Origin of the sequence: Pseudomonas sp. A34-9, assembly GCF_029543085.1 — a bacterium.
Classification (GTDB): Bacteria; Pseudomonadota; Gammaproteobacteria; order Pseudomonadales; family Pseudomonadaceae; genus Aquipseudomonas.
On sequence record NZ_CP119967.1, the window covers coordinates 4,639,277 to 4,662,994 of the forward strand.

Sequence of the window (23,718 nt, forward strand, 5' to 3'; positions counted from 1 at the left end):
TTGGTTTCACAAACCAGCCGATTTGCAGAACCCGTCTCACACTCCAGCAAATCGCAGGCACAAAAAAGGGCGACCGAAGTCGCCCTTTTTCATGATCAAGCAGAACTTAGTTCTGTTTGGCCATTGCTTGACGCAGCAGTGCAGCCATAGTGGTATCGGCAGCAGCGCCTTCCGGAGCGGTTTCTTTCAGGCTCTGGATAGCTTCTTTCTCTTCAGCATCGTCTTTCGATTTGATCGACAACTGAATTACGCGGCTCTTGCGATCAACGCTGATGATCTTGGCTTCAACTTCCTGGCCTTCTTTCAGAACGTTGCGCGCGTCTTCAACGCGGTCACGGCTGATTTCGGAGGCTTTCAGAGTCGCCTCGATATCGTCGGCCAGAACGATGATGGCGCCTTTGGCGTCAACTTCTTTCACGGTGCCAGTAACGATTGCGCCTTTGTCGTTAACCGAGACGTACTCGGAGAACGGATCGCTTTCCAGTTGCTTGATACCCAGGGAGATACGCTCGCGCTCTGGGTCAACCGACAGGATAACGGTGTCCAGCTCGTCGCCCTTCTTGAAACGACGTACGGCTTCTTCGCCCACTTCGTTCCAGGAGATGTCGGACAGGTGAACCAGACCGTCGATGCCGCCGTCCAGACCAATGAAGATACCGAAATCGGTGATCGACTTGATGGTGCCGGAGATTTTATCGCCCTTGTTGAACTGGCCAGAGAAATCTTCCCATGGGTTAGATTTGCACTGCTTGATGCCCAGGGAGATACGACGACGCTCTTCGTCGATGTCCAGAACCATAACTTCCACTTCGTCGCCGACTTGTACGACTTTCGAAGGGTGGATGTTCTTGTTGGTCCAGTCCATTTCCGAAACGTGTACCAGACCTTCAACGCCTTCTTCCAGCTCAGCGAAGCAGCCGTAGTCGGTCAGGTTGGTTACACGAGCGGTAACGCGAGTGCTTTCTGGGTAACGGGCTTTGATAGCAACCCATGGATCTTCGCCCAGTTGCTTCAGGCCCAGGGAAACACGGTTGCGTTCGCGATCGTATTTCAGAACCTTGACGTCGATTTCGTCACCAACGTTGACGATCTCGGAAGGGTGCTTGATGCGCTTCCAGGCCATGTCGGTGATGTGCAGCAGGCCGTCCACGCCACCCAGATCGACGAATGCGCCGTAATCGGTGAGGTTTTTGACGATACCTTTGACTTGCTGGCCTTCCTGCAGGGATTCCAGCAGAGCTTCACGCTCGGCGGAGTTCTCGGCTTCCAGGACGCTGCGACGGGAAACGACAACGTTGTTGCGCTTCTGGTCCAGCTTGATGACCTTGAATTCCAGCTCTTTGCCTTCCAGGTGCGTGGTGTCGCGCACTGGACGGACGTCAACCAGGGAACCTGGCAGGAACGCACGGATGCCGTTAACGTCGACAGTGAAGCCGCCTTTAACCTTACCGTTGATAACGCCCTTGACCACTTCCTCAGCTGCGAAGGCTGCTTCCAGAACGATCCAGCACTCAGCGCGCTTGGCTTTTTCACGGGACAGCTTGGTTTCACCGAAACCGTCTTCAACCGAGTCCAGAGCAACGTGAACTTCGTCACCGACATTGATAGTCAGATCGCCAGCGTCGTTGTAGAACTGCTCAAGCGGGATGAGTGCTTCAGACTTCAGGCCAGCGTGAACGGTTACCCAGCGAGCTTGGTAATCGATATCAACGATAACACCGGTGATGATGGAGCCTGCCTGAAGGTTCAGGGTTTTTAGGCTTTCTTCAAAGAGTTCCGCAAAGCTTTCGCTCATTTTAATTCCTGTAAATGAGGGCGAAGGATACGCCCATCTCCACACCCCAGACGGTGTGGGTTAGTTTCATATAAAAGAAGCGCTGCAGGACTATGACTGGTCCCCTGCCGCCTTCTTGGTCACCCGGCGATATCGCGAATGGCGATCTCGCTCATGATGCGTTCAAGCACCTGATCGATGGACAACTCCGTGGAATCCAGCTGTATGGCGTCAGCCGCCGGCTTAAGCGGGGCTACCGCTCGCTGGGTGTCACGCTCGTCGCGTGCACGGATCTCATCTAGCAGACTCGACAGACTAACACCCTCGACTTTGCCCTTCAACTGCAAATATCGACGGCGCGCCCGCTCCTCGGCACTGGCGGTCAGGAAAATCTTCAGCGGCGCATCAGGAAAAACCACCGTACCCATGTCGCGACCGTCGGCCACCAGACCCGGCGCTTCCTGAAAAGCACGCTGACGCTGCAGCAGCGCCTCGCGTACGGCCGGCAATGCCGCCACTTGCGAAGCGCCGGAACCGACGCTTTCAGTGCGAATGACATCGCTGACTTCGTCGCCTTCCAGAATGATCCGTTGCAACTGACCATCGGTCGCCGCAATGAACTGCACATCCAGATGAGCGGCAAGTTTTTTCAGCAACTCTTCATTGGTCAGGTCGACACCATGGTTGTGCGCAGCAAACGCCAGCAGGCGATAAAGCGCACCGGAGTCCAGCAGGTTCCAGCCCAGACGCTTGGCCAGAATCCCGGCTACGGTGCCTTTGCCCGAGCCGCTTGGCCCATCAATGGTGATGACCGGTGCAATGTTTTTCACGACTGAGCCTCTTGTGCCACACGAATACCGACCTGCCCGCACAGTGCGAGGAAGTTGGGGAACGACGTCGCTACGTTGGCGCAATCATGGATGCGGATCGGTGCAGTAGCGCGCAGCGACGCCACACTGAATGCCATCGCGATACGGTGATCGCCATGACCATGCACTTCGCCGCCGCCAATCTGACCGCCGTCGATGATGATGCCGTCCGGGGTCGGCTGGCATTTGACGCCCAGCGCCAGTAAACCGTCTGCCATAACCTGAATGCGATCCGATTCCTTGACCCGCAGCTCTTCGGCGCCGGTCAGCACGGTGCGCCCTTCGGCGCAGGCAGCGGCGACGAACAACACCGGGAATTCGTCGATCGCCAGTGGAACCAGCGCCTCAGGAATCTCGATACCTTTGAGTTTAGCTGCTCGCACGCGCAGGTCAGCCACAGGCTCGCCGCCGACTTCACGCTGGTTTTCCAGGGTGATGTCCGCGCCCATCAGGCGCAGTATGTCGATCACGCCAGTGCGGGTCGGGTTGATGCCGACGTGCTCAAGCACCAGCTCCGAACCTTCGGCGATCGAGGCCGCCACCAGGAAGAACGCCGACGACGAGATGTCACCCGGCACTTCAATGTGGGTCGCGGTCAGTTTGCCGCCCGATTCAACCGACGCCGTAGCGCCATCGACGCTCACCGGGTACCCGAAGCCGCGCAGCATACGTTCGGTGTGGTCGCGAGTCGGAGCCGGCTCGGTAACCGTGGTCTTGCCTTCAGCGTACAGACCGGCGAGCAGCAGGCAGGATTTCACCTGAGCACTGGCCATCGGCATGGTGTAGGTCAGACCTTTGAGCGTGTGACCGCCACGAATGGTCATCGGTGGACGACCTTCAGCAGCGGTTTCGATCACGGCGCCCATTTCACGCAGTGGATTGGCCACGCGATTCATCGGCCGCTTGGACAGCGACGCATCGCCCGTCAGGGTACTGTCGAAGTTCTGCGCGGCCAACAGACCGGACAGCAGACGCATCGAAGTACCGGAGTTGCCCAGATAGATCGGGCCCGGCGCCGGCTTCAGGCCGTGCAGACCGACACCATGGATGGTCACGCGGCCGTGGTGCGGGCCTTCGATGACCACGCCCATGTCGCGGAATGCCTGCAAGGTTGCCAGGGCGTCTTCGCCCTCCAGGAAACCTTCGACTTCGGTAACGCCTTCGGCCAGCGAGCCGAGCATGATCGAGCGGTGGGAAATCGATTTGTCACCCGGTACGCGAATCCGACCGGACAGGCGGCCACCAGGTTGAGCCAGGAAGATCAGATCGTTGGAATTCATAGCGTCCACATAGGCCCTGCGGGCCAGGATTTTACTGAAATGCTCGCGGGCAACCCGGGCGCGAGTGAAAACGCCCAACAATTGGTGCCCATCCCCTGCATCGACCGCGTCGCGCAAGGCGTCGAGGTCGCTGCGAAATGTATCGAGTGTGCGCAGGACAGCCTCGCGGTTGGCGAGAAAGATGTCGTGCCACATCACCGGGTCGCTTCCGGCGATTCTTGTGAAATCGCGAAAACCACCGGCAGCGTAACGGAAGATCTCAAGATTTTCATTGCGCTTGGCCAACGAGTCGACCAGACCGAAGGCCAGCAAATGCGGCAAATGGCTGGTCGCAGCCAGCACTTCATCGTGGCGCTCGACCTGCATGTGCTCGACGTCGGCACCCAATTCGCGCCACAGACGATCAACCACTGCCAGCGCAGCCGGATCGGTCTGCTCAAGTGGCGTGAGGATAACCTTGTGGCGACGGAACAGCTCGGCATTGGAAGCTTCCACCCCGCTCTGCTCGGAACCGGCAATCGGATGCCCTGGCACGAAGCGCGCAGGCATACCGCCGAACGCCTCGGTCGCCGCGCGCACCACATTGCCTTTGGCGCTGCCGACATCGGTCAGAATTGCCGAGCCCAGATCCATGCTCGCCAACCGCGCGAGCACTTTTTCCATGGCCAGAATCGGCACTGCCAACTGAATCACGTCAGCGCCTTGGCATGCAGCCGCCAGGTCATCCTCACAACGATCGACCACACCCAACTCGACCGCCAGCCTGCGCGATTGCGGGTCGAGATCGACCCCGACCACTTCGCGGCATATGCCGCTTTCACGCAAGCCTTTGGCAAACGAACCACCGATCAATCCCAGACCGACCACCACAAGGCGCCCGATCATAGGTGCAGCAGATTGCAGTGCAGTGACATCACCCACGAGCCAGAACCTTGCGCAGCGCTTCAAGGAAGCGGCTGTTTTCCGCCGGCAGACCGATAGTCACCCGCAGGTGGTTCGGCATGCCGTAATTGGCCACCGGACGTACGATCACGCCTTCGCGCAACAAGCCCTGAAATACCGGAGCCGCGACTTGACCGAGGTCGACGCAGATGAAATTGCCTTTGGATTCGATCCAGTTCAGACCCAGCTCACGGAAACCAGCCTGCAACTGCTGCATACCCGACTCATTGAGTTGACGGCTTTGCGCCAGATACTCCTCATCTTTCAACGCTGCGCAGGCCGCCGCGAGGGCCAGACTGTTGACGTTGAACGGCTGGCGAACGCGGTTCAGCACATCCGCGACCACAGGAGTCGACAGGCCGTAGCCAACACGCAATGCCGCCAGACCATAGGCCTTGGAGAACGTGCGCGACACCAGCAGATTCGGGTAAGCGGCGAGGAAATCCAGGCCGTCTGGCAGATCGCTGCCTTCGGCGTACTCGATGTACGCCTCGTCCAGCACTACCAGCACATGCTCCGGAACATCCTGCAGGAACTCGTCCAGCGCTTCAGCGCCGAACCAGGTACCGGTCGGGTTGTTCGGGTTGGCGATGAACACCACGCGGGTGTTGGCATCGATGGCCGCGAGCATTGCCGGCAAGTCATGCCCCCAATCCTTGGCCGGCACCACTTTGGCTTGCGCGCCGACAGCCTGAGTGGCAATCGGGTACACCGCAAAGGCGTGCTCACTGAACACCGCATTCAGGCCCGGCGCCAGATAGGCGCGCGCGACCAGCTCAAGAATGTCGTTGGAACCGTTGCCCAGCGTGACCTGACTCAGCTCGACGCGGCATTGCTCGGCCAGCAGGGATTTCAGCGCGAAACCGTTGCCGTCCGGATAACGGGTCAGTTCGCCCAGCTCTTCGCGGATCGCCGCCAAGGCTTTCGGACTGGCACCCAGCGGGTTTTCATTGCTCGCCAGCTTGACGATTTTCGCCGGATCCAGATCCAGCTCTCGCGCCAGTTCGTCCACAGGCTTGCCCGGAACGTACGGCGAAAGTTGTTGCACGCCCGGCTGTGCCAAAGCGAGGAAGTTGCCACTCATTTGCTACCGCCCCTTAGAGAACTGCTTTCGGGTAGGAACCCAGCACTTTGAGTGCTACTGCTTCCTGACTGATCTTTTCCAGCACACCTTTGATCAACGGATCACGGTGGTGGCCGACGAAGTCGATGAAGAACACGTAGGTCCATTTGCCGCTGCGCGACGGACGGGTTTCGATACGAGTCAGGTCGATCCCGTTGTCGTGGAACGGCACCAGCAGCTCGTGCAGCGCACCCGGCTTGTTGCTCATCGAGACGATGATCGAGGTCTTGTCGTCGCCGGTCGGCGGCACTTCCTGGTTGCCAATCATCAGGAAGCGCGTCGAGTTGTCCGGACGGTCCTCAATCTTCTCGGCCAGACGGGTCAGGCCATACAGGCCTGCCGCCATGTCGCCGGCAATCGCCGCCGAATTCCACTCACCTTTAACCCGTTTGGCCGCTTCGGCATTGCTCGACACCGCCACGCGCTCGACATTCGGGTAATGCGCGTCCAGCCACTTGCGGCACTGGGCCAGCGACTGGGCGTGGGAGTAGATGCGGCTGATGCTGTCGGTCTTGGTGTTTTCACCGACCAACAGGTGATGGTGAATGCGCAGCTCGACTTCACCACAGATCACCATGTCGTGCTCAAGGAAGCTGTCCAGCGTGTGGTTGACCGCGCCTTCGGTGGAGTTTTCCACCGGCACCACGCCAAAATTCACCGCACCGGCCGCCACTTCACGGAACACTTCATCGATCGCCGCCATCGGCTTGCTGATCACGGCGTGGCCGAAGTGTTTCATCGCGGCTGCTTGGGTGAAGGTACCCTCAGGACCGAGATAAGCCACTTTCAGTGGCTGCTCCAGCGCCAGGCACGACGACATGATTTCGCGAAACAACCGCGCCATTTCTTCGTTGCCCAGCGGCCCCTGATTGCGCTCCATCACACGCTTGAGCACCTGAGCTTCACGCTCGGGACGATAGAACACCGGCACTTCGCCTTCGGCCAGCGAGGCCATCTTTACTCGCGCGACTTCCTGGGCGCAACGCGCACGCTCACTGATCAGCTCCATGACTTTGGTGTCCAGAGCGTCAATGCGAACGCGCAGTGCCTTGAGTTCTTGCTCGGACATCAGCCGTGTTCCTTCTCGAATTCAGCCATGTACGCCACCAGCGCATTGACGGCGGTGATGTCGACGGCGTTGTAGATGGAGGCGCGCATGCCGCCCACAGAGCGGTGGCCCTTGAGGTTGAGCAGACCGCGCTCATCGGCACCGGCCAGGAACGGCTTGTCCAGACGATCATCGGCCAGACGGAACGGCACGTTCATCCACGAGCGATCCGATTTGTTGATCGGGTTGCTGTAGAGGCCGCTGGCGTCGATGAAGTCGTACAGCGTGCGCTGCTTGACGTCGTTGAGTTTGGCGATGGCTTCGACGCCACCCTGCTCTTTCAGCCACTGGAACACCAGACCGGACAAGTACCAGGCCAGGGTCGGCGGGGTGTTGTACATCGAGCCGTTATCGGCTGCGACCTTGTAGTCGAGCATGGTCGGGCACAGCGCGCGCGCCTTGCCGAGCAAGTCTTCGCGGATGATGTTGACGACGATACCGCTCGGGCCGATGTTCTTTTGTGCACCGGCGTAGATCATGCCGAAACGCGAGATATCGACCGGACGCGAAAGGATGTCCGAAGACATGTCAGCCACCAGCGGCACATCACCGGTTTCCGGGATCCACTGGAATTCCAGACCACCGATGGTTTCGTTTGGCGCGTAGTGAACGTAAGCGGCGTCTTTCGACAGGTTCCACTCGTTCTGGCCCGGAATGGCGAAATAGTCGTAAGGCTTGGCCGTGGCTGCAACGTTGACGTGGCCGTAGCGCGACGCTTCTTCAATGGCTTTCTGCGACCAGATACCGGTGTCGATATAGTCGGCCGAGCCGCCTTCAGGCAGCAGGTTCAGCGGGATCTGCGCGAATTGCTGGCTGGCGCCACCTTGCAGAAACAGCACTTTGTAGTTCGACGGGATATTCAGCAGGTCACGCAGATCCTGCTCGGCCTGGGTGGCGATGGACACGAACTCATCACTGCGATGGCTCATTTCCATGACCGACAGCCCCTTGCCGTGCCAATCAAGGAGTTCACCCTGGGCACGCTGCAGGACTGCTTCAGGAAGCGCCGCAGGACCGGCGCAGAAGTTATAGGCTCGCTTGCTCACATCCAATCTCGCTCTGATTTGGTGGTCACTTAAATCTATTGGTCTGCGGATGATCGTTCCCACGCTCTGCGTGGGAATGCATCCGATGACGCTCTGCGTCATGGGACGCGGAGCGTCCCGAGCGGCATTCCCACGCAGAGCGTGGGAACGATCCTGTGCAGTGTCGCAAATTTTCAAACAGAACAAATAACAAGGGGGCGAATTCTCATCCGCCCCCTCGTTTGCCCGCTTATTCTTGCGGTTCTTCGTCTGCTGCGGCGTCGAGTTGCTGGTCTTCGCCGGCATCGTCGATCACGACAGTGCCTTCGAATTCCTCGCCCTCTTCACCTTCAAGCTCTTCACCTTCGACTTCCGAAGGCTCCTGAACCCGCTCCAGCCCGACCAGGGTTTCATCCTTGGCCAGCTTGATCAGCGTCACACCTTGAGTGTTACGACCCAGGCTCGACACTTCGTCGACACGGGTACGTACCAGGGTGCCCTGATCCGAGATCAGCATGATCTCTTCACCGTCCTGCACCTGAACCGCGCCGACCAGTCGGCCGTTACGCTCGTTGCTGACCATGGCGATAACGCCCTGACCGCCACGCTTGTATTCAGGGAACTCGGTGATCGCCGTGCGCTTGCCGTAGCCGCGCTCGGAGGCGGTGAGGATTTCACTGCCTTCCTCCGGAATCAGCATGGAGATCAGCTTCTGCCCTTCCGGCAGACGCATACCACGCACACCGCGGGCAGTACGGCCCATGGCGCGAACTTCGGATTCCTTGAAGCGCGTCACTTTGCCGCCGTCGGAGAACAGCATGATTTCCTGTTCGCCATCGGTAATGGCGGCGGAGATCAGGATGTCGCCTTCGTCCAGTTCCAGCGCGATCAGACCAACGCTGCGCTGACGGCTGAAGGCCACCAGCGGGGTCTTCTTCACGGTACCGTTGGCGGTCGACATGAAGATGAACGGCGCTTTCTTGCGGTCGGCAGCCTTGATACGGGCGCGACGCTCTTCGTCGGTCTCGTTGCTGTTTTCAATTTCCTCTACATCAGCCTCGGCGCCTTCGGCTTCTTCTTCATCAGCCTGACGCTTCATGGCTTCGAGATCGACCGGCAGCATGGTGGTGATGTATTCACCCTCGCTCAACGGCAAGAGGTTGACCAGCGGACGACCACGGGCGGCGCGGGACGCTTCCGGAATCTCGTAGGTCTTGAGCCAGTACACCTTGCCCTTGCTGGAGAACAGCAGCAGCGTAGTGTGGCTGTTGGCAACCAGCAGGTGAGCGATGTAGTCCTCATCCTTGACGCCAGTGGCCGATTTGCCTTTACCGCCACGACGCTGAGCCTGGTACGCAGCCAATGGCTGGGTCTTGGCGTAGCCACCGTGGGAAATGGTCACGACGCGCTCTTCTTCCGGGATCATGTCACCCAGGGTCAGGTCGAGACGGGCATCGAGAATTTCGGTGCGGCGCACGTCGCCGTATTCGGCGCGGATCACTTCCAGCTCTTCGCGGATCACTTCCATCAGGCGCACAGCGCTGTTGAGGATGCGGATCAGCTCGCCGATCTGGTTGAGGATCTCTTGATACTCGGCCAGCAGCTTCTCGTGTTCCAGACCGGTCAGACGGTGCAGACGCAGTTCCAGAATGGCTTGCGCCTGTTCTGGCGACAGGAAGTACTTGCCTTCGCGCAGACCGTATTGCGGATCGAGGTTTTCCGGACGGCACGAATCGGCACCGGCACGTTCAACCATCGCGACCACGGCCGAGGATTCCCACGGCGTGCTGATCAGCGCTTCTTTTGCTTCCGAAGGGGTTGGCGAGGCCTTGATCAGGGCGATAACCGGGTCGATGTTCGACAGGGCAACGGCCTGACCTTCGAGGATGTGACCACGCTCACGCGCCTTGCGCAGTTCGAACACGGTACGGCGGGTGACCACTTCGCGACGGTGACGGACGAAGGCTTCCAGCAGATCCTTGAGGTTGAGGATGCGTGGGCGGCCATCGATCAGCGCAACGATGTTGATGCCGAATACCGATTGCAGCTGGGTCTGGGCGTAGAGGTTGTTGAGGATCACCTCAGGCACTTCGCCGCGACGCAGTTCGATCACGACGCGCATACCGTCCTTGTCGGACTCGTCGCGCAGTTCGGTGATGCCTTCGAGCTTCTTCTCTTTGACCAGCTCGGCGATCTTCTCGATCAGACGCGCCTTGTTCAGCTGGTAAGGGAGTTCGGTGATGACGATCTGCTGACGGCCACCGACCTTGTCGATGTCTTCAATGATCGAGCGGGCACGCATGTAAATGCGCCCGCGACCGGTGCGGTAGGCTTCGATGATGCCGGCGCGACCATTGATGATCGCGGCGGTCGGGAAGTCCGGACCGGGGATGTACTGCATCAGCTCGTCGACGGTCAGCTCAGGGTTGTCGATGAGTGCCAGGCAACCGTCGATGACTTCACCGAGGTTGTGCGGCGGGATGTTGGTCGCCATACCCACGGCGATACCACTGGAGCCGTTGACCAGCAGGTTGGGGATCCGGGTCGGCATGACCGCCGGGATCATTTCGGTGCCGTCGTAGTTCGGCACCCAGTCCACGGTTTCTTTGTGCAGGTCAGCCAGCAACTCGTGCGCCAGCTTGGTCATGCGCACTTCGGTGTATCGCATCGCCGCAGCGTTGTCGCCGTCGACCGAACCGAAGTTGCCCTGACCGTCTACCAGCAGGTAGCGCAGGGAGAAAGGCTGAGCCATACGAACGATGGTGTCGTACACGGCAGTGTCACCGTGCGGGTGATACTTACCGATCACGTCGCCGACAACACGGGCAGATTTCTTGTACGGCTTGTTGAAGTCGTTGCCCAGCTCGCTCATCGCGAACAGTACGCGACGGTGCACGGGCTTGAGGCCATCGCGCGCATCCGGCAGTGCACGGCCGACGATCACGCTCATCGCGTAGTCGAGGTAGGACTGTTTCAGCTCGTCTTCGATATTGACCGGGAGGATTTCTTTGGCCAGTTCGCCCATGAGAAGCCTGATTCCTTTTTCTGGTGAAACTTCGTCATATCCATATGGGACCAACGAAGCTCGTCGGGGCAGGCCGAGTGCCATGCGCCGACTTACGACAAATCAACACTGGATCGTGGATTTGCGCAGTAAAGACAGCTCCGTGGAGCTGCCTCGGAAAACGCCGGATGTTATCACAAAGGCCGCCACGCACCTATCCCCCAGATGCGCATGGAGCATAGTTAGTTGACCGGTGACAGGCTTAACGGGGACGAGAGAGGCTCAGAGCTTATTTGAATGCTGAAATCGGGCTTGGTTTTGCGATGTTTATTGACTTTTAGGGGTACAAACACCTGCTGGAGCCGCCGAAGGCTGCGACCTTTTGATCCTGGCCTCTAAAAAGCAAGATCAAAAGATCGCAGCCTTCGGCAGCTCCTACATTGAGTACGCCGTCATTAATGCAGGCGTTTGCGGCACATCAACTGGGCCATTTTCGCGGTGTCCGGGCGCTCGACGATGCCTTTTTCGGTGACGATCGCATCGATGAGATCCGCCGGCGTCACGTCAAACACCGGGTTGAACGCTTCAACGTCCGCACCGACACGCTTGCCGCCGACTTCCAGCAACTCGGCACCGTCACGCTCCTCGATCGGAATATCGTCACCACTGGCCAGATTCATGTCGATGGTCGAACTCGGTGCCACCACCATGAAACGCACACCGTGGTGCATGGCGTTGACCGCCAATTGATAGGTGCCGATCTTGTTGGCCACGTCACCATTGGCCGTGATGCGGTCAGCACCTACGATCACCCAGGTCACACCCTTGGTTTTCATGATGTGCGCGGCGGCGGAGTCGGCATTCAGCGTCACCGGGATGCCTTCGTTGGCCAGCTCCCACGCGGTCAGGCGCGAGCCCTGCAGCCATGGACGGGTTTCGTCGGCATAAACACGCTCGACCATGCCTTCCAGATACGCCGCACGAATCACCCCCAGCGCGGTACCGAAGCCGCCGGTGGCCAGCGCGCCGGTGTTGCAGTGAGTCAGAATCGCCTGGGCATTACCCTGATGCTTGCGGATCAGGTCGACGCCCAATTGCGCCATGGTCAGGTTGGCTTCGCGATCGCTTTCATGAATGGCGACGGCTTCGGCTTCCAGCGCTGCCAGCGGATCGGCGTTCTCTTTCAAGCGATCAAGGCGATCGTGCATGCGACCCAGCGCCCAAAACAGGTTGACCGCCGTCGGACGGGAATCGGCCAGCAAGGCGAAATCCTCTTCCAGCGCCGCGTACCAATCGCCACCGTCGGCGATCCGCGCGCGAGCCGCGAGGACGATGCCATACGCCGCACTGATGCCAATGGCCGGCGCGCCACGCACCACCATTGAGCGAATCGCCTCGGCCACGCCGGCGGCGCTGGTGTAGGCGATCCAGGTTTCCTCGAACGGCAAAATACGCTGATCCAGCAGGTGGAGCGCGCCATCTCGCCAATCGATGGCCTTTACTTTCTCCGCAGCCAACAGTCGATCGCGCATCCCTCACCCCGCACTCATGAACAAAAGCCGCCGATTATAGCGATCCCCCCGCGAAGACGCTCGGGTATACTTCGCCATCCTTTACAAAAGCACTGGAACCGACCCTCGATGCCGAAACCTGCCATTGCGCTCGACTTATTATTGCTGCCGACCTGGCTGGTACCCGTCGAACCCGCTGGCGTTGTGCTCAAGGAGCACGGCCTGGGCATCCGCGACGGTCGCATCGTGTTTATCGGCCCGCGCGCCGAAGCATTGAAGTGTAACGCCACGGAAACCCGCGAACTGCCGGACGTGCTGCTCGCCCCCGGCCTGATCAACGCCCACGGCCATGCGGCGATGACGCTGCTCCGTGGCCTGGCCGATGACCTGCCGCTGATGACCTGGCTGGAAAACCATATCTGGCCGGCCGAGGCCAAGTGGGTCGATGAAGATTTCGTTCGGGACGGCACCGACCTGGCCATCGCCGAGCAGATCAAGGGCGGCATCACCTGCTTCTCGGACATGTATTTCTTTCCGAAAGTCGCCAGCGAGCGCGTGCACAACAGCGGCATTCGCGCGCAGATCGCCATTCCGATCCTTGATTTCCCGATCCCGGGCGCCAGCAGCGCCGATGAAGCCATTCGTCAGGGTGTCGAGCTGTTCGGCGACCTGAAGCATCACGAACGCATCAAGATCACGTTCGGCCCTCATGCACCGTACACCGTCGGCGACGAGAATCTCGAGAAAATCCGCGTGATTGCCGAGGAGCTGGACGCATCGATCCACATGCACGTCCACGAAACCGCGTTCGAAGTCCAGCAAGCACTGGAGCAGCGTGGCGAACGCCCGCTCGCTCGCCTCGGTCGTCTTGGTCTGCTCGGCCCGCGCTTCCAGGCTGTGCACATGACCCAGATCAGCGATGACGACCTGGCGTTGCTGGTAGAAAGCAACACCAGCGTGATCCATTGCCCGGAATCGAACCTCAAACTGGCCAGCGGTTTCTGCCCGGTCGAGCGTTTGTGGCAGGCCGGGGTGAATGTCGCCGTCGGCACCGATGGCGCGGCCAGCAACAATGATCTCGACCTGCTCGGCGAAACCCGCACCGCTGCGCTACTGGCCAAAGCCGTTGCCGGCTCGGCCACGGCGCTGGACGCCCATCGGGCACTGCGCATGGCTACCCTCAATGGTGCGCGAGCATTGGGGATCGAAGCGCAAGTCGGCTCGCTGGAGATTGGCAAAGCCGCGGACATCGTCGCTTTCGACCTGTCCGGCCTGGCGCAGCAACCGGTGTACGACCCGGTTTCGCAGCTTATTTATGCCACCGGCCGCGATTGCGTGAAACACCTGTGGGTCGCCGGCAAACAACTGCTCGACGACCGCCGTCTGACGCGCATGGACGAAGCGCAACTGGGCGCCACCGCCCGGGCCTGGGGCCAGCGCATCAGCGGCCACACCGAATCGTAAACACCCCGGCACCCACGCCGGGACTACAACCCTTTTGAAGTTTTAGAGGAATTGAACATGAGCAACGTCGACCACGCCGAAATCGCCAAATTCGAAGCCCTGGCCCATCGCTGGTGGGACCGCGAAAGCGAATTCAAACCGCTGCACGACATCAACCCGTTGCGGGTCAACTGGATTGACGAGCGGGTCAATCTGGCCGGCAAGAAAGTCCTCGACGTCGGTTGCGGCGGCGGCATCCTCAGCGAAGCCATGGCGCAACGCGGTGCCACCGTGATGGGCATCGACATGGGCGAAGCGCCACTGGCGGTCGCGCAACTGCATCAGCTGGAATCCGGCGTCAGCGTCGAATACCGCCAGATCACCGCCGAAGCCCTGGCCGAAGAAATGCCCGAGCAGTTCGATGTGGTCACTTGCCTGGAAATGCTTGAGCACGTGCCTGACCCGTCATCGGTGATCCGCGCCTGCTTCCGCATGGTCAAGCCGGGTGGCCAGGTGTTCTTCTCGACCATCAACCGCAACCCGAAGGCGTACCTGTTCGCCATCGTCGGCGCCGAATACATCATGAAGCTGCTGCCGCGCGGCACCCACGACTTCAAGAAATTCATTCGCCCGTCCGAGCTTGGCGCCTGGAGCCGCATGGCCGGCCTGACCGTCAAGGACATCATCGGCCTGACCTACAACCCGCTGACCAAGCACTACAAGCTGGCCAGTGACGTTGATGTCAACTACATGATCCAGACCCTGCGCGAGGAGTAAGCCGATGGCCATCAGAGCAGTTCTCTTCGACATGGACGGCACCCTGCTCGACACGGCGCCGGACTTTATCGCTATCTGCCAGGCGATGCGCGCCGATCGTGGCTTGCCGCCGATCAACGACAAGCACATTCGCGACGAGATTTCCGGCGGCGCGATGGCCATGGTTGCGGTGACCTTTTCGATGGACCCGGAATCGCCGGGCTTTGAAGACCTGCGCCAGGAGTTCCTCAGCCGCTACCTGGTTGGCTGCGCCGTGCATAGCAAGCTATTCGACGGCATGGAAGAACTCTTGGCCGACATCGAAAAGGCCAACCTGGTCTGGGGCGTGGTCACCAACAAGCCGTTGCGCTTTGCCGAGCCGATCATGCAACAGCTGGGACTGGCCGAGCGTTCGGCGCTGCTGATCTGCCCGGATCACGTGAAGAACAGCAAGCCGGATCCGGAACCGTTGATCCTTGCGTGCAAGATGCTTGATCTGGATCCGTCGACGGTGCTGTTTGTAGGCGATGATCTGCGCGATATCGAATCGGGGCGCGATGCCGGGACGAAAACCGCTGCGGTGACGTTTGGCTACATTCACCCGGACGACAATCCGCGCCACTGGGGTGCGGATGTCGTGGTGGATCATCCGTCGGAGCTGCGCAAGGTGCTCGATAGCGCGCTTTGCAGTTGCTGAGACCTGACGCAGAGCGTCCCTGGCTGCATGCCCACGCGGAGCGTGGGAACGATCTGACTCTTGATGAGGTTTTTATGTTTGATTATTCCGCTCGTCCCGAATTGCTCAAGGATCGGGTCATTCTGGTCACCGGTGCCGGTCGTGGCATCGGCGCGGCGGCGGCGAAAACCTATGCCGCTCATGGCGCCACCGTGTTGCTGCTGGGCAAGACCGAAGCGAACCTGACGCAGGTCTATGACGAAATCGAGGCAGCAGGCCACCCGCAACCGGCGGTGATTCCGTTCAACCTCGAAACCGCCCTGCCCCATCAGTACGATGAGTTGGCCGCGATGATCGAGAGCGAATTCGGCCACCTCGACGGCTTGCTGCACAATGCCTCGATCATCGGCCCACGCACGCCGATCGAGCAGTTGTCCGGCGAAAACTTCATGCGCGTCATGCAGGTCAACGTCAACGCCATGTTCATGCTGACTAGCACCCTGCTGCCACTGCTCAAGCTGTCGCAGGATGCGTCGGTAGTGTTCACCTCCAGCAGTGTCGGGCGCAAGGGCCGGGCGTACTGGGGCGCCTATGGCGTCTCGAAGTTCGCCACCGAAGGCCTGATGCAAACCCTGGCCGATGAAGTCGATGGTGTGGCGCCAGTGCGCTCCAACAGCATCAACCCCGGCGGTACGCGCACCAGCATGCGTGCGCAAGCTTATCCGGGAGAAAATCCGCTGAACAATCCGACGCCGGAAGACATCATGCCGGTGTACCTGTACCTGATGGGCCCGGACAGTACAGGCATCAACGGCCAGGCATTCAACGCGCAATAACTGCCATACGTCGCATTTGTTGCCGCGGCAGATTCCTGTCGCGGCATGCATTTGCCGCTAATGAGCGTCACAATTCAGTCAATTTTCCAGCACGGCATTCGCCATCAATCTGCCAACCATTTGATTTAGAACGGTTTAAATAAAACCGAACCGAATGGCATGACTTTCGCTCTAAATTTCCTCAAAGCATGCCGTGTGAAGGCAATGGGGCAAGGCCGATTTCGATAGCTGACTAATCGTCATCCGGCAGACTAAACTTACGCCAAATGTCCTACGGGACTGATGGATCAGTATGACGCGCAGCCCATAGCCGCTCTCACCCAGCCTGTAAGACAGACTTACTGCTTAGGGGCTCACGCCATATGAAATCACCCTCCCAGACCAATGCAATTGACTTTGACAGTGCCAAATTGCAACGCCTGGGCTTTGGTCAGCTACCTCCCTTGTTGGAGCGACCGGCCAGCCTGGCGCAATTGCGCCAGCAAATGAGCCTGCAACTGCAAACCAGCCTCGAACCGCAACGCATCCTCGGTCTGTTTTTCCGCGAAGTTCAGCGCCTTGTGCCACTGGACGCACTGAGTTACGTGCACCAAGGCAGCGATTTGCGCCTGGAGTTCGGCAGCCGCGGCCACCACTCGGTCAGCTACAGCCTGAGCCACGAAGGCGAGCACATGGGCGAACTGGTGTTCCGCCGCAATCAGCGCTTCAACGACAAGGAACAAGGGCAGTTGGAGTCGCTGCTGTCATCCTTGCTGTACCCGATGCGCAACGCCCTGCTTTACCGTGAGGCGACCCAGAGCGCGCTGCGCGATCCGCTGACCGGCGCCGGCAACCGCATCGCCATGGAGCAGACCCTGCAGCGCGAGATCGATATGTCCCGCCGGCATCAACAACCGTTGTCGCTGCTGATGCTCGATATCGACCACTTCAAGCGGGTCAATGACAGCCATGGACACAGCGCTGGCGATGACGTACTCAAAGCCATCGCCGCGACGATCAAGGCACAGCTGCGCAACGTCGACATGGTGTTCCGTTACGGCGGGGAAGAGTTTCTGGTTCTGCTGTCCAACACCAGCCGCGAAGCAGCGGCAATGGTTGGCGAACGGCTGCGTTATGCGACACAGACGGCTGAGTACTACGCCGATGGGCAGTTGATCGAGCTGACCGTGAGTCTGGGATGCTCGACGTTACTGCCCGGCGAATCGGCCGACAGCTTGCTGCGCCGTGCCGACAGTGCGCTGTATGTGGCCAAGCGCGAGGGTCGTAACCGGTTGGCGATGGCGGGCTAAGGCCTTTCAGACACCCCAAAACCACTGTAGGAGTGAGCCTGCTCGCGATGACGATCTGCCATTCAACACTGATGTTGACTGACAGTCCGCTATCGCGAGCAGGCTCACTCCTACATTTTTACGCGGTGAATCGGTCAATCAGCTCTCGACTACCGCCCTGCGCTCTCGATTGACCAGCAAGCGTTCCGACGTCTCCAGTTGCATGCAGCGCTCCAGAAACAGATACATGTAGTCATAGCTCTTGCACACCGCCTGACGCAGTTCGGCCTGCAAGGCCTTGCTCGGGTTCATCCCCGCCAGCGTGCAGATGATTTCCAGCGCCTCCCAAGGATGCGCATCGTCGTACTGGGCATGCATCTTCAGCCACTTCATCGCCCGCTTGCGATCCTCTTCGGGAAACGCTGCGGCATACACGCCGGTGGAGCAGACCAGCGCCGACCACTCCCCGGTCGCGCCTTCGATGGCATAGTTGGTGGCGGCAATGGCGACGATCAGCGAATCGGCAGAACTGGTGTGCCAGCACCAATGACTCAAGGCATGCAACTCAGGCGGCACCTGTTGAGCCTGGAGGTCTTCCAGACTGACACCGTGTGCGCGGCTCCAATGCACCCAGTAATCCGCATGATTGAGTTCAACGCGGATATTGCGCATCAGCCAGCGCCGCGCCATGTCTTCGCCCGGGTGACGGGCAAACCTGGTTTTGGTGAGATTCTGCGCCATGTACAACGCAAACTGCTCAACCACCGGCCAGCCCCCGATCAGGTACTGGCGCATGGTTCTGGCGCTGAGTTTGTTATCACGCATGCGCAGGTAAAGTTCATGTTCGACAACCCGGCGCTTGCTCTCGCTGCAATCCTGTATGAGCTGTTGCGCCCAGGCTGGATAACTTGCAGCTTCCATGAGTGGTCCGGTTCGGTTGAATGTGTCGATCACTGTTCGGCTCCTTTTGATTTGTGATTGTAAGGATCGGCAAGAGACTTCAACGGAACGTGCCAGGCGCTTTGAATAACAGCGGTTGCGGTCTGGCGGGCCGACTTTGCAAACTGTCGCAGGTAAACAACTGTGGGCGTTCTATAACATAACCCTGAGCGTAATCCACACCAATTTCAAGCAATGCCTGCTCGATCTGGGTTGTTTCAACAAACTCGGCAATTGTCTGCTTACCCATGACATGCCCGATGTGATTGATCACTTCGACCATTGCGCGGTTAATCGGGTCGTCCAGCATATCCTTTACGAAACTCCCGTCGATCTTCAGGAAGTCTACAGGCAAATGTTTCAGATAAGCGAATGAAGACATTCCGGCGCAAAAGTCATCTAACGAAAAGTAGCAACCTAAGCCTTTGAGTTCATTAATAAATCTAATTGCGCTGCCCAGATTTGCAATTGCACTGGTTTCTGTAATTTCAAAACAAATCATTTCAGGCGGTATTGCATAGTTAACAAACTGCTCTCGCAGAAAGTGCAAAAACGCGTCATCTCCTATAGTAATGCCTGACAGATTAATCGCACACATCGCTAAAGGCTCTTGATGTTCTTGTGCAATACATTGAGCAATAACCTTGAATACGTTCTGAACTACCCAACGGTCCAGTTGACTCATCAAACCGTAGCGCTCTGCAGCGGGAATGAAACTGTCCGGCAGGATCATCCGCCCGGCTTCATCATGCAGACGCAGCAGAATCTCGATGTGCCCACCCTGGTTGTCGCCCGGCTTGAGCGGGGCGATTTCCTGGGCGTACAGACAAAAGCGGTTTTCTTCCAGCGCCATGTGCAGGCGTTGCACCCAGGCCATCTCACCAAAGCGCAGCGACAGCTCGGAGTCATCGGCGTGGTAGACCTGCACCCGGTTGCGGCCTTTTTCCTTGGCCATGTAGCAGGCCATATCGGCGGCGCGCAACGAGGCTTCGAGGGTCGTCGGGGTCTGTGCGATATGCACCAGACCAATGCTCACGGTGGTCAGGAACGGCCGCCCCTTCCAGACAAAGTGCAGATTCTGCACCGTCTGACGCAGTGCTTCGGCAATCTTTTCCGCCGCCTCCGGTGCACAGTTCTCCAGCAAAATGCCGAACTCGTCACCGCCGAGTCGCGCCAGCGTATCGCCCTCGCGCAGCCCCGATTGCAGCAATGTGCAAATGTGCCGCAACAGCTCATCACCGGCGGCGTGACCACAGGTGTCGTTGACCAGTTTGAATTGATCAAGGTCGAGGAACATCAGCGCATGCCGCCCGGCTTGCCGCGTGAGGTTGTACAGCGCTTGCTCCAGGCGATACTCGAACTCACGACGGTTGGCCAGACCGGTCAGCGCATCATGGGTCGCCTGCCACGAAAGATTGGCGATGTATTGCCGTTCCTGAGTCATGTCATGCAGCACCAGCACCGTGCCGCTGACCTTGCCGGCATTGCGGATCGGCGCGCCGACCAGCGTCACCGACAACGTCGTGCCGTCCAGGCGCTGGATCAGTTTTGAATGCTCGCTGCCGCCACTTAGCTGGCCACTGAGAATGTGCTCGATCAGGGTCAAGCCCTCGGCCTGGGCATTGTCGTCGAGCAAGTTGAACAGCGCGGCCAGTGGCAGGCCGGCCGCCTGCTCGGCCTTCCAGTGGGTCATGGCCTCGGCGGCAGGGTTCATGTAATCGATGGCACCGCTAACATCGGTGGTGATGACGCCATCGCCGATCGAATGCAGCGTGACGTGCGCCCGATCCTTCTCCAGTTGCAGCGCCTCGGCAAACGCGTGGCGCTGCTTGAGCAATTTGTGCGTGCGCCACAAGGCCAGCACGATCAGCCCCAGCGCCGTGGCCAGATTGGTTAACAACAGCAGCCGCAGAATCATCCGCGAGCCTTCGCCGAGGGCATCGCTGAAGGCTCTCGCCGCCGGGGTCACGCCATCGTTGATGGCGAAAATCCGCGCCTTCCAGCGCTGGATATCGGTGCTGCTGGCCGTGTTATCGGAAATGCTGCGGTGCATCTCCTGCGCCACGTTATCCAGTTCGACCAGGTAGGCATCGCCGACCGTCCAGCGGTCAATCGCGGTTTCCAGGTAACTGAAATGGCGGAAGTTGAGGTACAGCCAGATCAGGCTGGAGACGTCGTCCGGGTGGTTGCCGCCCTTGAGAATACCTTCGCGCGCTGCGGCCAGATCCGGCGGTTGATGATCCAGCGCCAGGCGCAACTGATGCCCGCCTTGCGGCACGGCAATCGCGTTGCGGTATTTGAGGAAAATCGCCTCGTCGCGGCTGTCGGCGTACAGATTAAGGTAGTAGATCGCGTCTTTCTGGCCCTTGGACCAGAGACTTTCGCCAGCGACATAACCGCGAACGGCCGAGAGCACGTAAAGACTCACGCCCCCCAGTAACGCTTGAAACAACACGACGGCAATAAATGGCCAGACGATGCCCAACAACCGTGGCGTTCCGAGAGTCCGCTTTTGCTTCATGAGATCCCTTGCGCAAGCACTGCCAGATGAACACCGGAAAATCCCGCTCCTGACAGCTCAGCCTAGGCTAATTTTCGACAAGTCAAAGGGACAGCTCTGCCGTCCTCTAGGTCGATTGTGCATATGGCGGGTCTGCTTGAGCGTTCCGGTTGATTTTACTCAATGCAATTCAAGCACTAAGCGCAGAAACCGAACCGAAACTCAAGGGCGCTGGATCTGCTGCAGGTGACCATAGAGCTTGGCATACAGGCCACCGTCGGCAATCAATTGCTGATGATCACCGTCTTCGGCAACCTGACCACCGTCGAACACCAGCACGCGATCAGCCTGCTTCACTGCCGACAGTCGATGGGCAATGATCAGCGTGGTGCGGCCATTGAGGAAACGCGCCATGGCCTGATGCAGGTTGTATTCGGTGGCGGCGTCGAGGGCCGAGGTGGCTTCGTCGAGGATGACGACTTTCGGCTCGGCGAGGATCATCCGCGCGATGGCCAGTCGTTGGCGCTGACCGCCCGACAAGCGCACGCCGGAGCGCCCGACAATACTGTCCAGGCCATTGGGCAACGCGCGGATGGTTGCATCCAACTGAGCGATTTCCAGCGCTTGCCAGCAGGCTTCGTCACTGCGGGTGCGGCCCATGGTCAGGTTGGCGCGCACAGTGTCGTTGAACAGCGCCGGGTGTTGCAGCACCACCGCGACGTTTTCCCGTACTGTTTCCAGGCCGATTTCCTGCTGAGTCGAGCCGCCGAAACGGATCGTGCCGGACAGCGGCGTATACAGCCCCAGCAGTAACTGCACCAGGGTGCTTTTGCCGCCACCACTGGCGCCGACAATCGCGACTTTTTCACCAGGGGCAATCGACAGATTCAGCTGATCCAGCACCAGTTCATCGCCATAGCCGAAGCTCAGGCCCTGAACCTGAATGCCGACGGTGTCACGGCCCTTGAACGGATCAATGCCGCCCGGATATTGCGGCTCATCGGCGCGCGCCAGCAGCTCGTTGATCCGCGCCAGCGCCCCGCCCGCCGCGTAGTAGGCGTATTGCAGATTGAGCAGTTGTTCGACCGGGCCGATCATGAACCACAGGTAACTGAACACCGCGAGCATCTGGCCGATCGACAGATCGGAAAACAATACCGTGAGCATCGCTGCCGCACGGAAAATGTCGATGCCGAACTGAAAGAGCAAACCACTGGCGCGGTTGGAGGCGTCGGTTTTCCACTGCGAGTTGACCGCGTAATTACGCACTTCCTGCGCGCGCAAGCCGAGTCGCCCGAGGAAGAAACCCTGACGATTAGCGGCGCGTATTTCCTGAATCGCATCGAGGGTTTCGCTCAACGCCTGAGTGAAGCGCGCCGTGCTGTCGTTCTCGAGTTTCTTCAGGTGTTTGACGCGTTTGCCCAACTGCACCGTGGCGTAGATCACCAACGGGTTGAACAGGAGAATCAGCAGCGCGAGTTTCCAGTGCATCCACATCAGGATGCTCGCGGTGCCGACCAGCGTGAGCATCGCCACCAGAAAGCGGCTGAGGGTTTCGCCAACGAATTTGTCGAGGGTATCGAGGTCCGTGACCAGGTGCGTGGTCACCGTGCCGCTGCCCAGGCTTTCGTATTCGCCGAGGGAAATGCGCTTGAGCCGTTCGATCAGACGCACGCGAATGCGATAAACGATGTCTTTGGCCAGCCGTGCGAACAGCCGCGACTGCAACACACCGAAGCACAGCGAGCTGCAACGCAGGGTCAGCGTCACTACCAGCATCAAGCCGATATAACCTGCCGCTTGCTGCCACATCGTCGGCAGCACATGGTTCATGACGTTCAATGCCGCGTCGCCGTGGCCGAGCAGGACTTCGTCCACCAGCAACGGCAGCAGCAACGGAATCGGCACGCTACACAGCGTCGCCAGAACGGCTACGCCATTCGCGATCCACAGGGATTTCTTGTGATGAAGTGCCAGTCGCCGGACTTCTGCCCAGCTCAGCCGGTCGACACGCTTTACGGCTGGCGTGTCATCGGCCCGATCAGACACAGGCCGCACGCTCCAGCCAGCGGCCGAGCAATGGCGACAGCTCACTGAGCGGTTGGTAGCCGTTGGTCAGCAGCGCCAGTTGACCGTTGCGCTCGGCCAGCAAGGTCGGGAAACCGGCGATGCCCAGATCCTGCACCCAACTGAAATCGGCCTGCGTCGCTTTGTGCTGCTCGGCATGATCGAACAATGCCGCGAATTCGATACGCGGCACACCAGCCTTCTCCGCCAACTCGACCAGAACGCTGGCCTGGGTAACGTCGCGACCTTCAGCATAAAACGCCTGCTGGATCAGCCCGACCAATGTCCACGCGCAATCCGGCGCCAGACTGCGCGCCGTGACAATCGCCCGGCAGGCAGGCTCGGTGTCGTAGACAAAACCGTCGGGCAACGCGCCGTCAAACTTGAATGGCTGGCCGGTGGCTTCAGTGACCGCTTGCCAATGCTCAAGAATGTAGCGACGCGTGGTCGGTTCCAGCGCCGAGCCACTGCCGGTGCGCAAACCGCCAACCACCAGATGCAACTCCACACCGGCTGCGTGCGCCTGCTCGACCAATGCCTTGGCCACCGGAGCAAACCCCCAGCACCACGAACACATCGGATCCATCACATAGAGCA

The 23,718-nt window shown here is 59.5% G+C and carries 17 protein-coding genes; 5 read left to right on the forward strand and 12 right to left on the reverse strand.

From position 1 onward, the window contains the following. Positions 1–106: 106 nt before the first annotated feature. The 8 genes from rpsA to mtnA form a co-directional block, all read right to left on the reverse strand. A complete protein-coding gene (gene rpsA / locus P3G59_RS20630; RefSeq protein WP_277758760.1) occupies positions 107–1,795 on the reverse strand; it encodes a 30S ribosomal protein S1 in 1,689 nt (562 codons plus the stop codon). Positions 1,796–1,914: 119 nt separating this feature from the next. Further along, positions 1,915–2,604, reverse strand: a complete 690-nt coding sequence (cmk, locus tag P3G59_RS20635; protein ID WP_015093983.1) for a (d)CMP kinase — start codon at positions 2,602–2,604, stop codon at positions 1,915–1,917. Then, positions 2,601–4,808 carry a bifunctional prephenate dehydrogenase/3-phosphoshikimate 1-carboxyvinyltransferase gene (locus P3G59_RS20640; RefSeq protein ID WP_277762184.1) on the reverse strand — a complete coding sequence of 736 codons (2,208 nt, stop codon included), beginning with the start codon at positions 4,806–4,808 and terminating at the stop codon, positions 2,601–2,603. Before P3G59_RS20640 ends, cmk begins: the two co-directional genes overlap by 4 nt. 28 nt (positions 4,809–4,836) lie before the next feature. Beyond that, positions 4,837–5,949, reverse strand: coding sequence for a histidinol-phosphate transaminase (gene hisC, locus P3G59_RS20645; RefSeq protein WP_277758761.1), 1,113 nt, complete (start codon positions 5,947–5,949; stop codon positions 4,837–4,839). A 13-nt stretch (positions 5,950–5,962) separates the two neighbouring features. Beyond that, entirely contained in the window at positions 5,963–7,057 is a 1,095-nt protein-coding gene (gene pheA / locus P3G59_RS20650) for a prephenate dehydratase (protein WP_007908404.1), read from the reverse strand. Continuing rightward, positions 7,057–8,142 (reverse strand): 3-phosphoserine/phosphohydroxythreonine transaminase, encoded by a 1,086-nt coding sequence (gene serC / locus P3G59_RS20655; protein WP_277758762.1) that lies wholly within the window; start codon positions 8,140–8,142, stop codon positions 7,057–7,059. Before serC ends, pheA begins: the two co-directional genes overlap by 1 nt. A 229-nt stretch (positions 8,143–8,371) precedes the next feature. Then, a complete protein-coding gene (gene gyrA, locus P3G59_RS20660; RefSeq protein ID WP_277758763.1) occupies positions 8,372–11,146 on the reverse strand; it encodes a DNA gyrase subunit A in 2,775 nt (924 codons plus the stop codon). A gap of 434 nt (positions 11,147–11,580) precedes the next feature. Beyond that, positions 11,581–12,657, reverse strand: a complete 1,077-nt coding sequence (gene mtnA, locus P3G59_RS20665; RefSeq protein WP_277758764.1) for an S-methyl-5-thioribose-1-phosphate isomerase — start codon at positions 12,655–12,657, stop codon at positions 11,581–11,583. A 108-nt stretch (positions 12,658–12,765) separates the two neighbouring features. Here mtnA and P3G59_RS20670 point away from each other — a divergent pair, with 108 nt between their 5' ends. From P3G59_RS20670 to P3G59_RS20690, 5 genes are all read left to right on the forward strand, one after another. Then, positions 12,766–14,100 (forward strand): TRZ/ATZ family hydrolase, encoded by a 1,335-nt coding sequence (locus P3G59_RS20670; protein WP_277758765.1) that lies wholly within the window; start codon positions 12,766–12,768, stop codon positions 14,098–14,100. A 57-nt stretch (positions 14,101–14,157) separates the two neighbouring features. Beyond that, complete coding sequence (gene ubiG / locus P3G59_RS20675; protein WP_277758766.1) at positions 14,158–14,856, forward strand: bifunctional 2-polyprenyl-6-hydroxyphenol methylase/3-demethylubiquinol 3-O-methyltransferase UbiG; 699 nt, start codon at positions 14,158–14,160, stop codon at positions 14,854–14,856. Between the two features lie 4 nt (positions 14,857–14,860). After that, on the forward strand, positions 14,861–15,532 hold the full coding sequence (gene mupP / locus P3G59_RS20680; protein ID WP_277758767.1) for an N-acetylmuramic acid 6-phosphate phosphatase MupP: 672 nt from the start codon (positions 14,861–14,863) through the stop codon (positions 15,530–15,532). 74 nt (positions 15,533–15,606) lie between these two features. Continuing rightward, entirely contained in the window at positions 15,607–16,347 is a 741-nt protein-coding gene (locus P3G59_RS20685; protein WP_277758768.1) for a YciK family oxidoreductase, read from the forward strand. 362 nt (positions 16,348–16,709) lie between these two features. Further along, complete coding sequence (locus P3G59_RS20690) at positions 16,710–17,636, forward strand: GGDEF domain-containing protein (protein ID WP_277758769.1); 927 nt, start codon at positions 16,710–16,712, stop codon at positions 17,634–17,636. A 138-nt stretch (positions 17,637–17,774) separates the two neighbouring features. Here P3G59_RS20690 and P3G59_RS20695 read toward each other — a convergent pair whose 3' ends face one another. The 4 genes from P3G59_RS20695 to P3G59_RS20710 all read right to left on the reverse strand — a co-directional run bounded on the left by P3G59_RS20695 (position 17,775) and on the right by P3G59_RS20710 (position 23,698). After that, positions 17,775–18,569: an iron-containing redox enzyme family protein gene (locus tag P3G59_RS20695; protein ID WP_141127058.1), complete on the reverse strand. Its 795-nt coding sequence runs from the start codon at positions 18,567–18,569 to the stop codon at positions 17,775–17,777. 46 nt (positions 18,570–18,615) lie between these two features. Next, complete coding sequence (locus P3G59_RS20700; protein WP_277758770.1) at positions 18,616–21,075, reverse strand: EAL domain-containing protein; 2,460 nt, start codon at positions 21,073–21,075, stop codon at positions 18,616–18,618. Positions 21,076–21,276: 201 nt separating this feature from the next. After that, positions 21,277–23,103 (reverse strand): ABC transporter ATP-binding protein, encoded by a 1,827-nt coding sequence (locus tag P3G59_RS20705; protein ID WP_277758771.1) that lies wholly within the window; start codon positions 23,101–23,103, stop codon positions 21,277–21,279. Next, positions 23,096–23,698 (reverse strand): DsbA family protein, encoded by a 603-nt coding sequence (locus P3G59_RS20710; RefSeq protein WP_277762185.1) that lies wholly within the window; start codon positions 23,696–23,698, stop codon positions 23,096–23,098. Before P3G59_RS20710 ends, P3G59_RS20705 begins: the two co-directional genes overlap by 8 nt. Between the last annotated feature and the right edge of the window lie 20 nt (positions 23,699–23,718).

Bases quoted from the DNA above. Each gene is read 5' to 3' on its own strand.
- rpsA (WP_277758760.1), bottom strand. From the start codon at position 1,795: ATGAGCGAAAGCTTTGCGGAACTCTTTGAAGAAAGCCTAAAAACCCTG.
- P3G59_RS20640 (WP_277762184.1), bottom strand. From the start codon at position 4,808: ATGATCGGGCGCCTTGTGGTGGTCGGTCTGGGATTGATCGGTGGTTCG.
- hisC (WP_277758761.1), bottom strand. From the start codon at position 5,949: ATGAGTGGCAACTTCCTCGCTTTGGCACAGCCGGGCGTGCAACAACTT.
- pheA (WP_007908404.1), bottom strand. From the start codon at position 7,057: ATGTCCGAGCAAGAACTCAAGGCACTGCGCGTTCGCATTGACGCTCTG.
- gyrA (WP_277758763.1), bottom strand. From the start codon at position 11,146: ATGGGCGAACTGGCCAAAGAAATCCTCCCGGTCAATATCGAAGACGAG.
- mtnA (WP_277758764.1), bottom strand. From the start codon at position 12,657: ATGCGCGATCGACTGTTGGCTGCGGAGAAAGTAAAGGCCATCGATTGG.
- P3G59_RS20670 (WP_277758765.1), top strand. From the start codon at position 12,766: ATGCCGAAACCTGCCATTGCGCTCGACTTATTATTGCTGCCGACCTGG.
- ubiG (WP_277758766.1), top strand. From the start codon at position 14,158: ATGAGCAACGTCGACCACGCCGAAATCGCCAAATTCGAAGCCCTGGCC.
- mupP (WP_277758767.1), top strand. From the start codon at position 14,861: ATGGCCATCAGAGCAGTTCTCTTCGACATGGACGGCACCCTGCTCGAC.
- P3G59_RS20685 (WP_277758768.1), top strand. From the start codon at position 15,607: ATGTTTGATTATTCCGCTCGTCCCGAATTGCTCAAGGATCGGGTCATT.
- P3G59_RS20690 (WP_277758769.1), top strand. From the start codon at position 16,710: ATGAAATCACCCTCCCAGACCAATGCAATTGACTTTGACAGTGCCAAA.
- P3G59_RS20700 (WP_277758770.1), bottom strand. From the start codon at position 21,075: ATGAAGCAAAAGCGGACTCTCGGAACGCCACGGTTGTTGGGCATCGTC.
- P3G59_RS20710 (WP_277762185.1), bottom strand. From the start codon at position 23,698: ATGTGTTCGTGGTGCTGGGGGTTTGCTCCGGTGGCCAAGGCATTGGTC.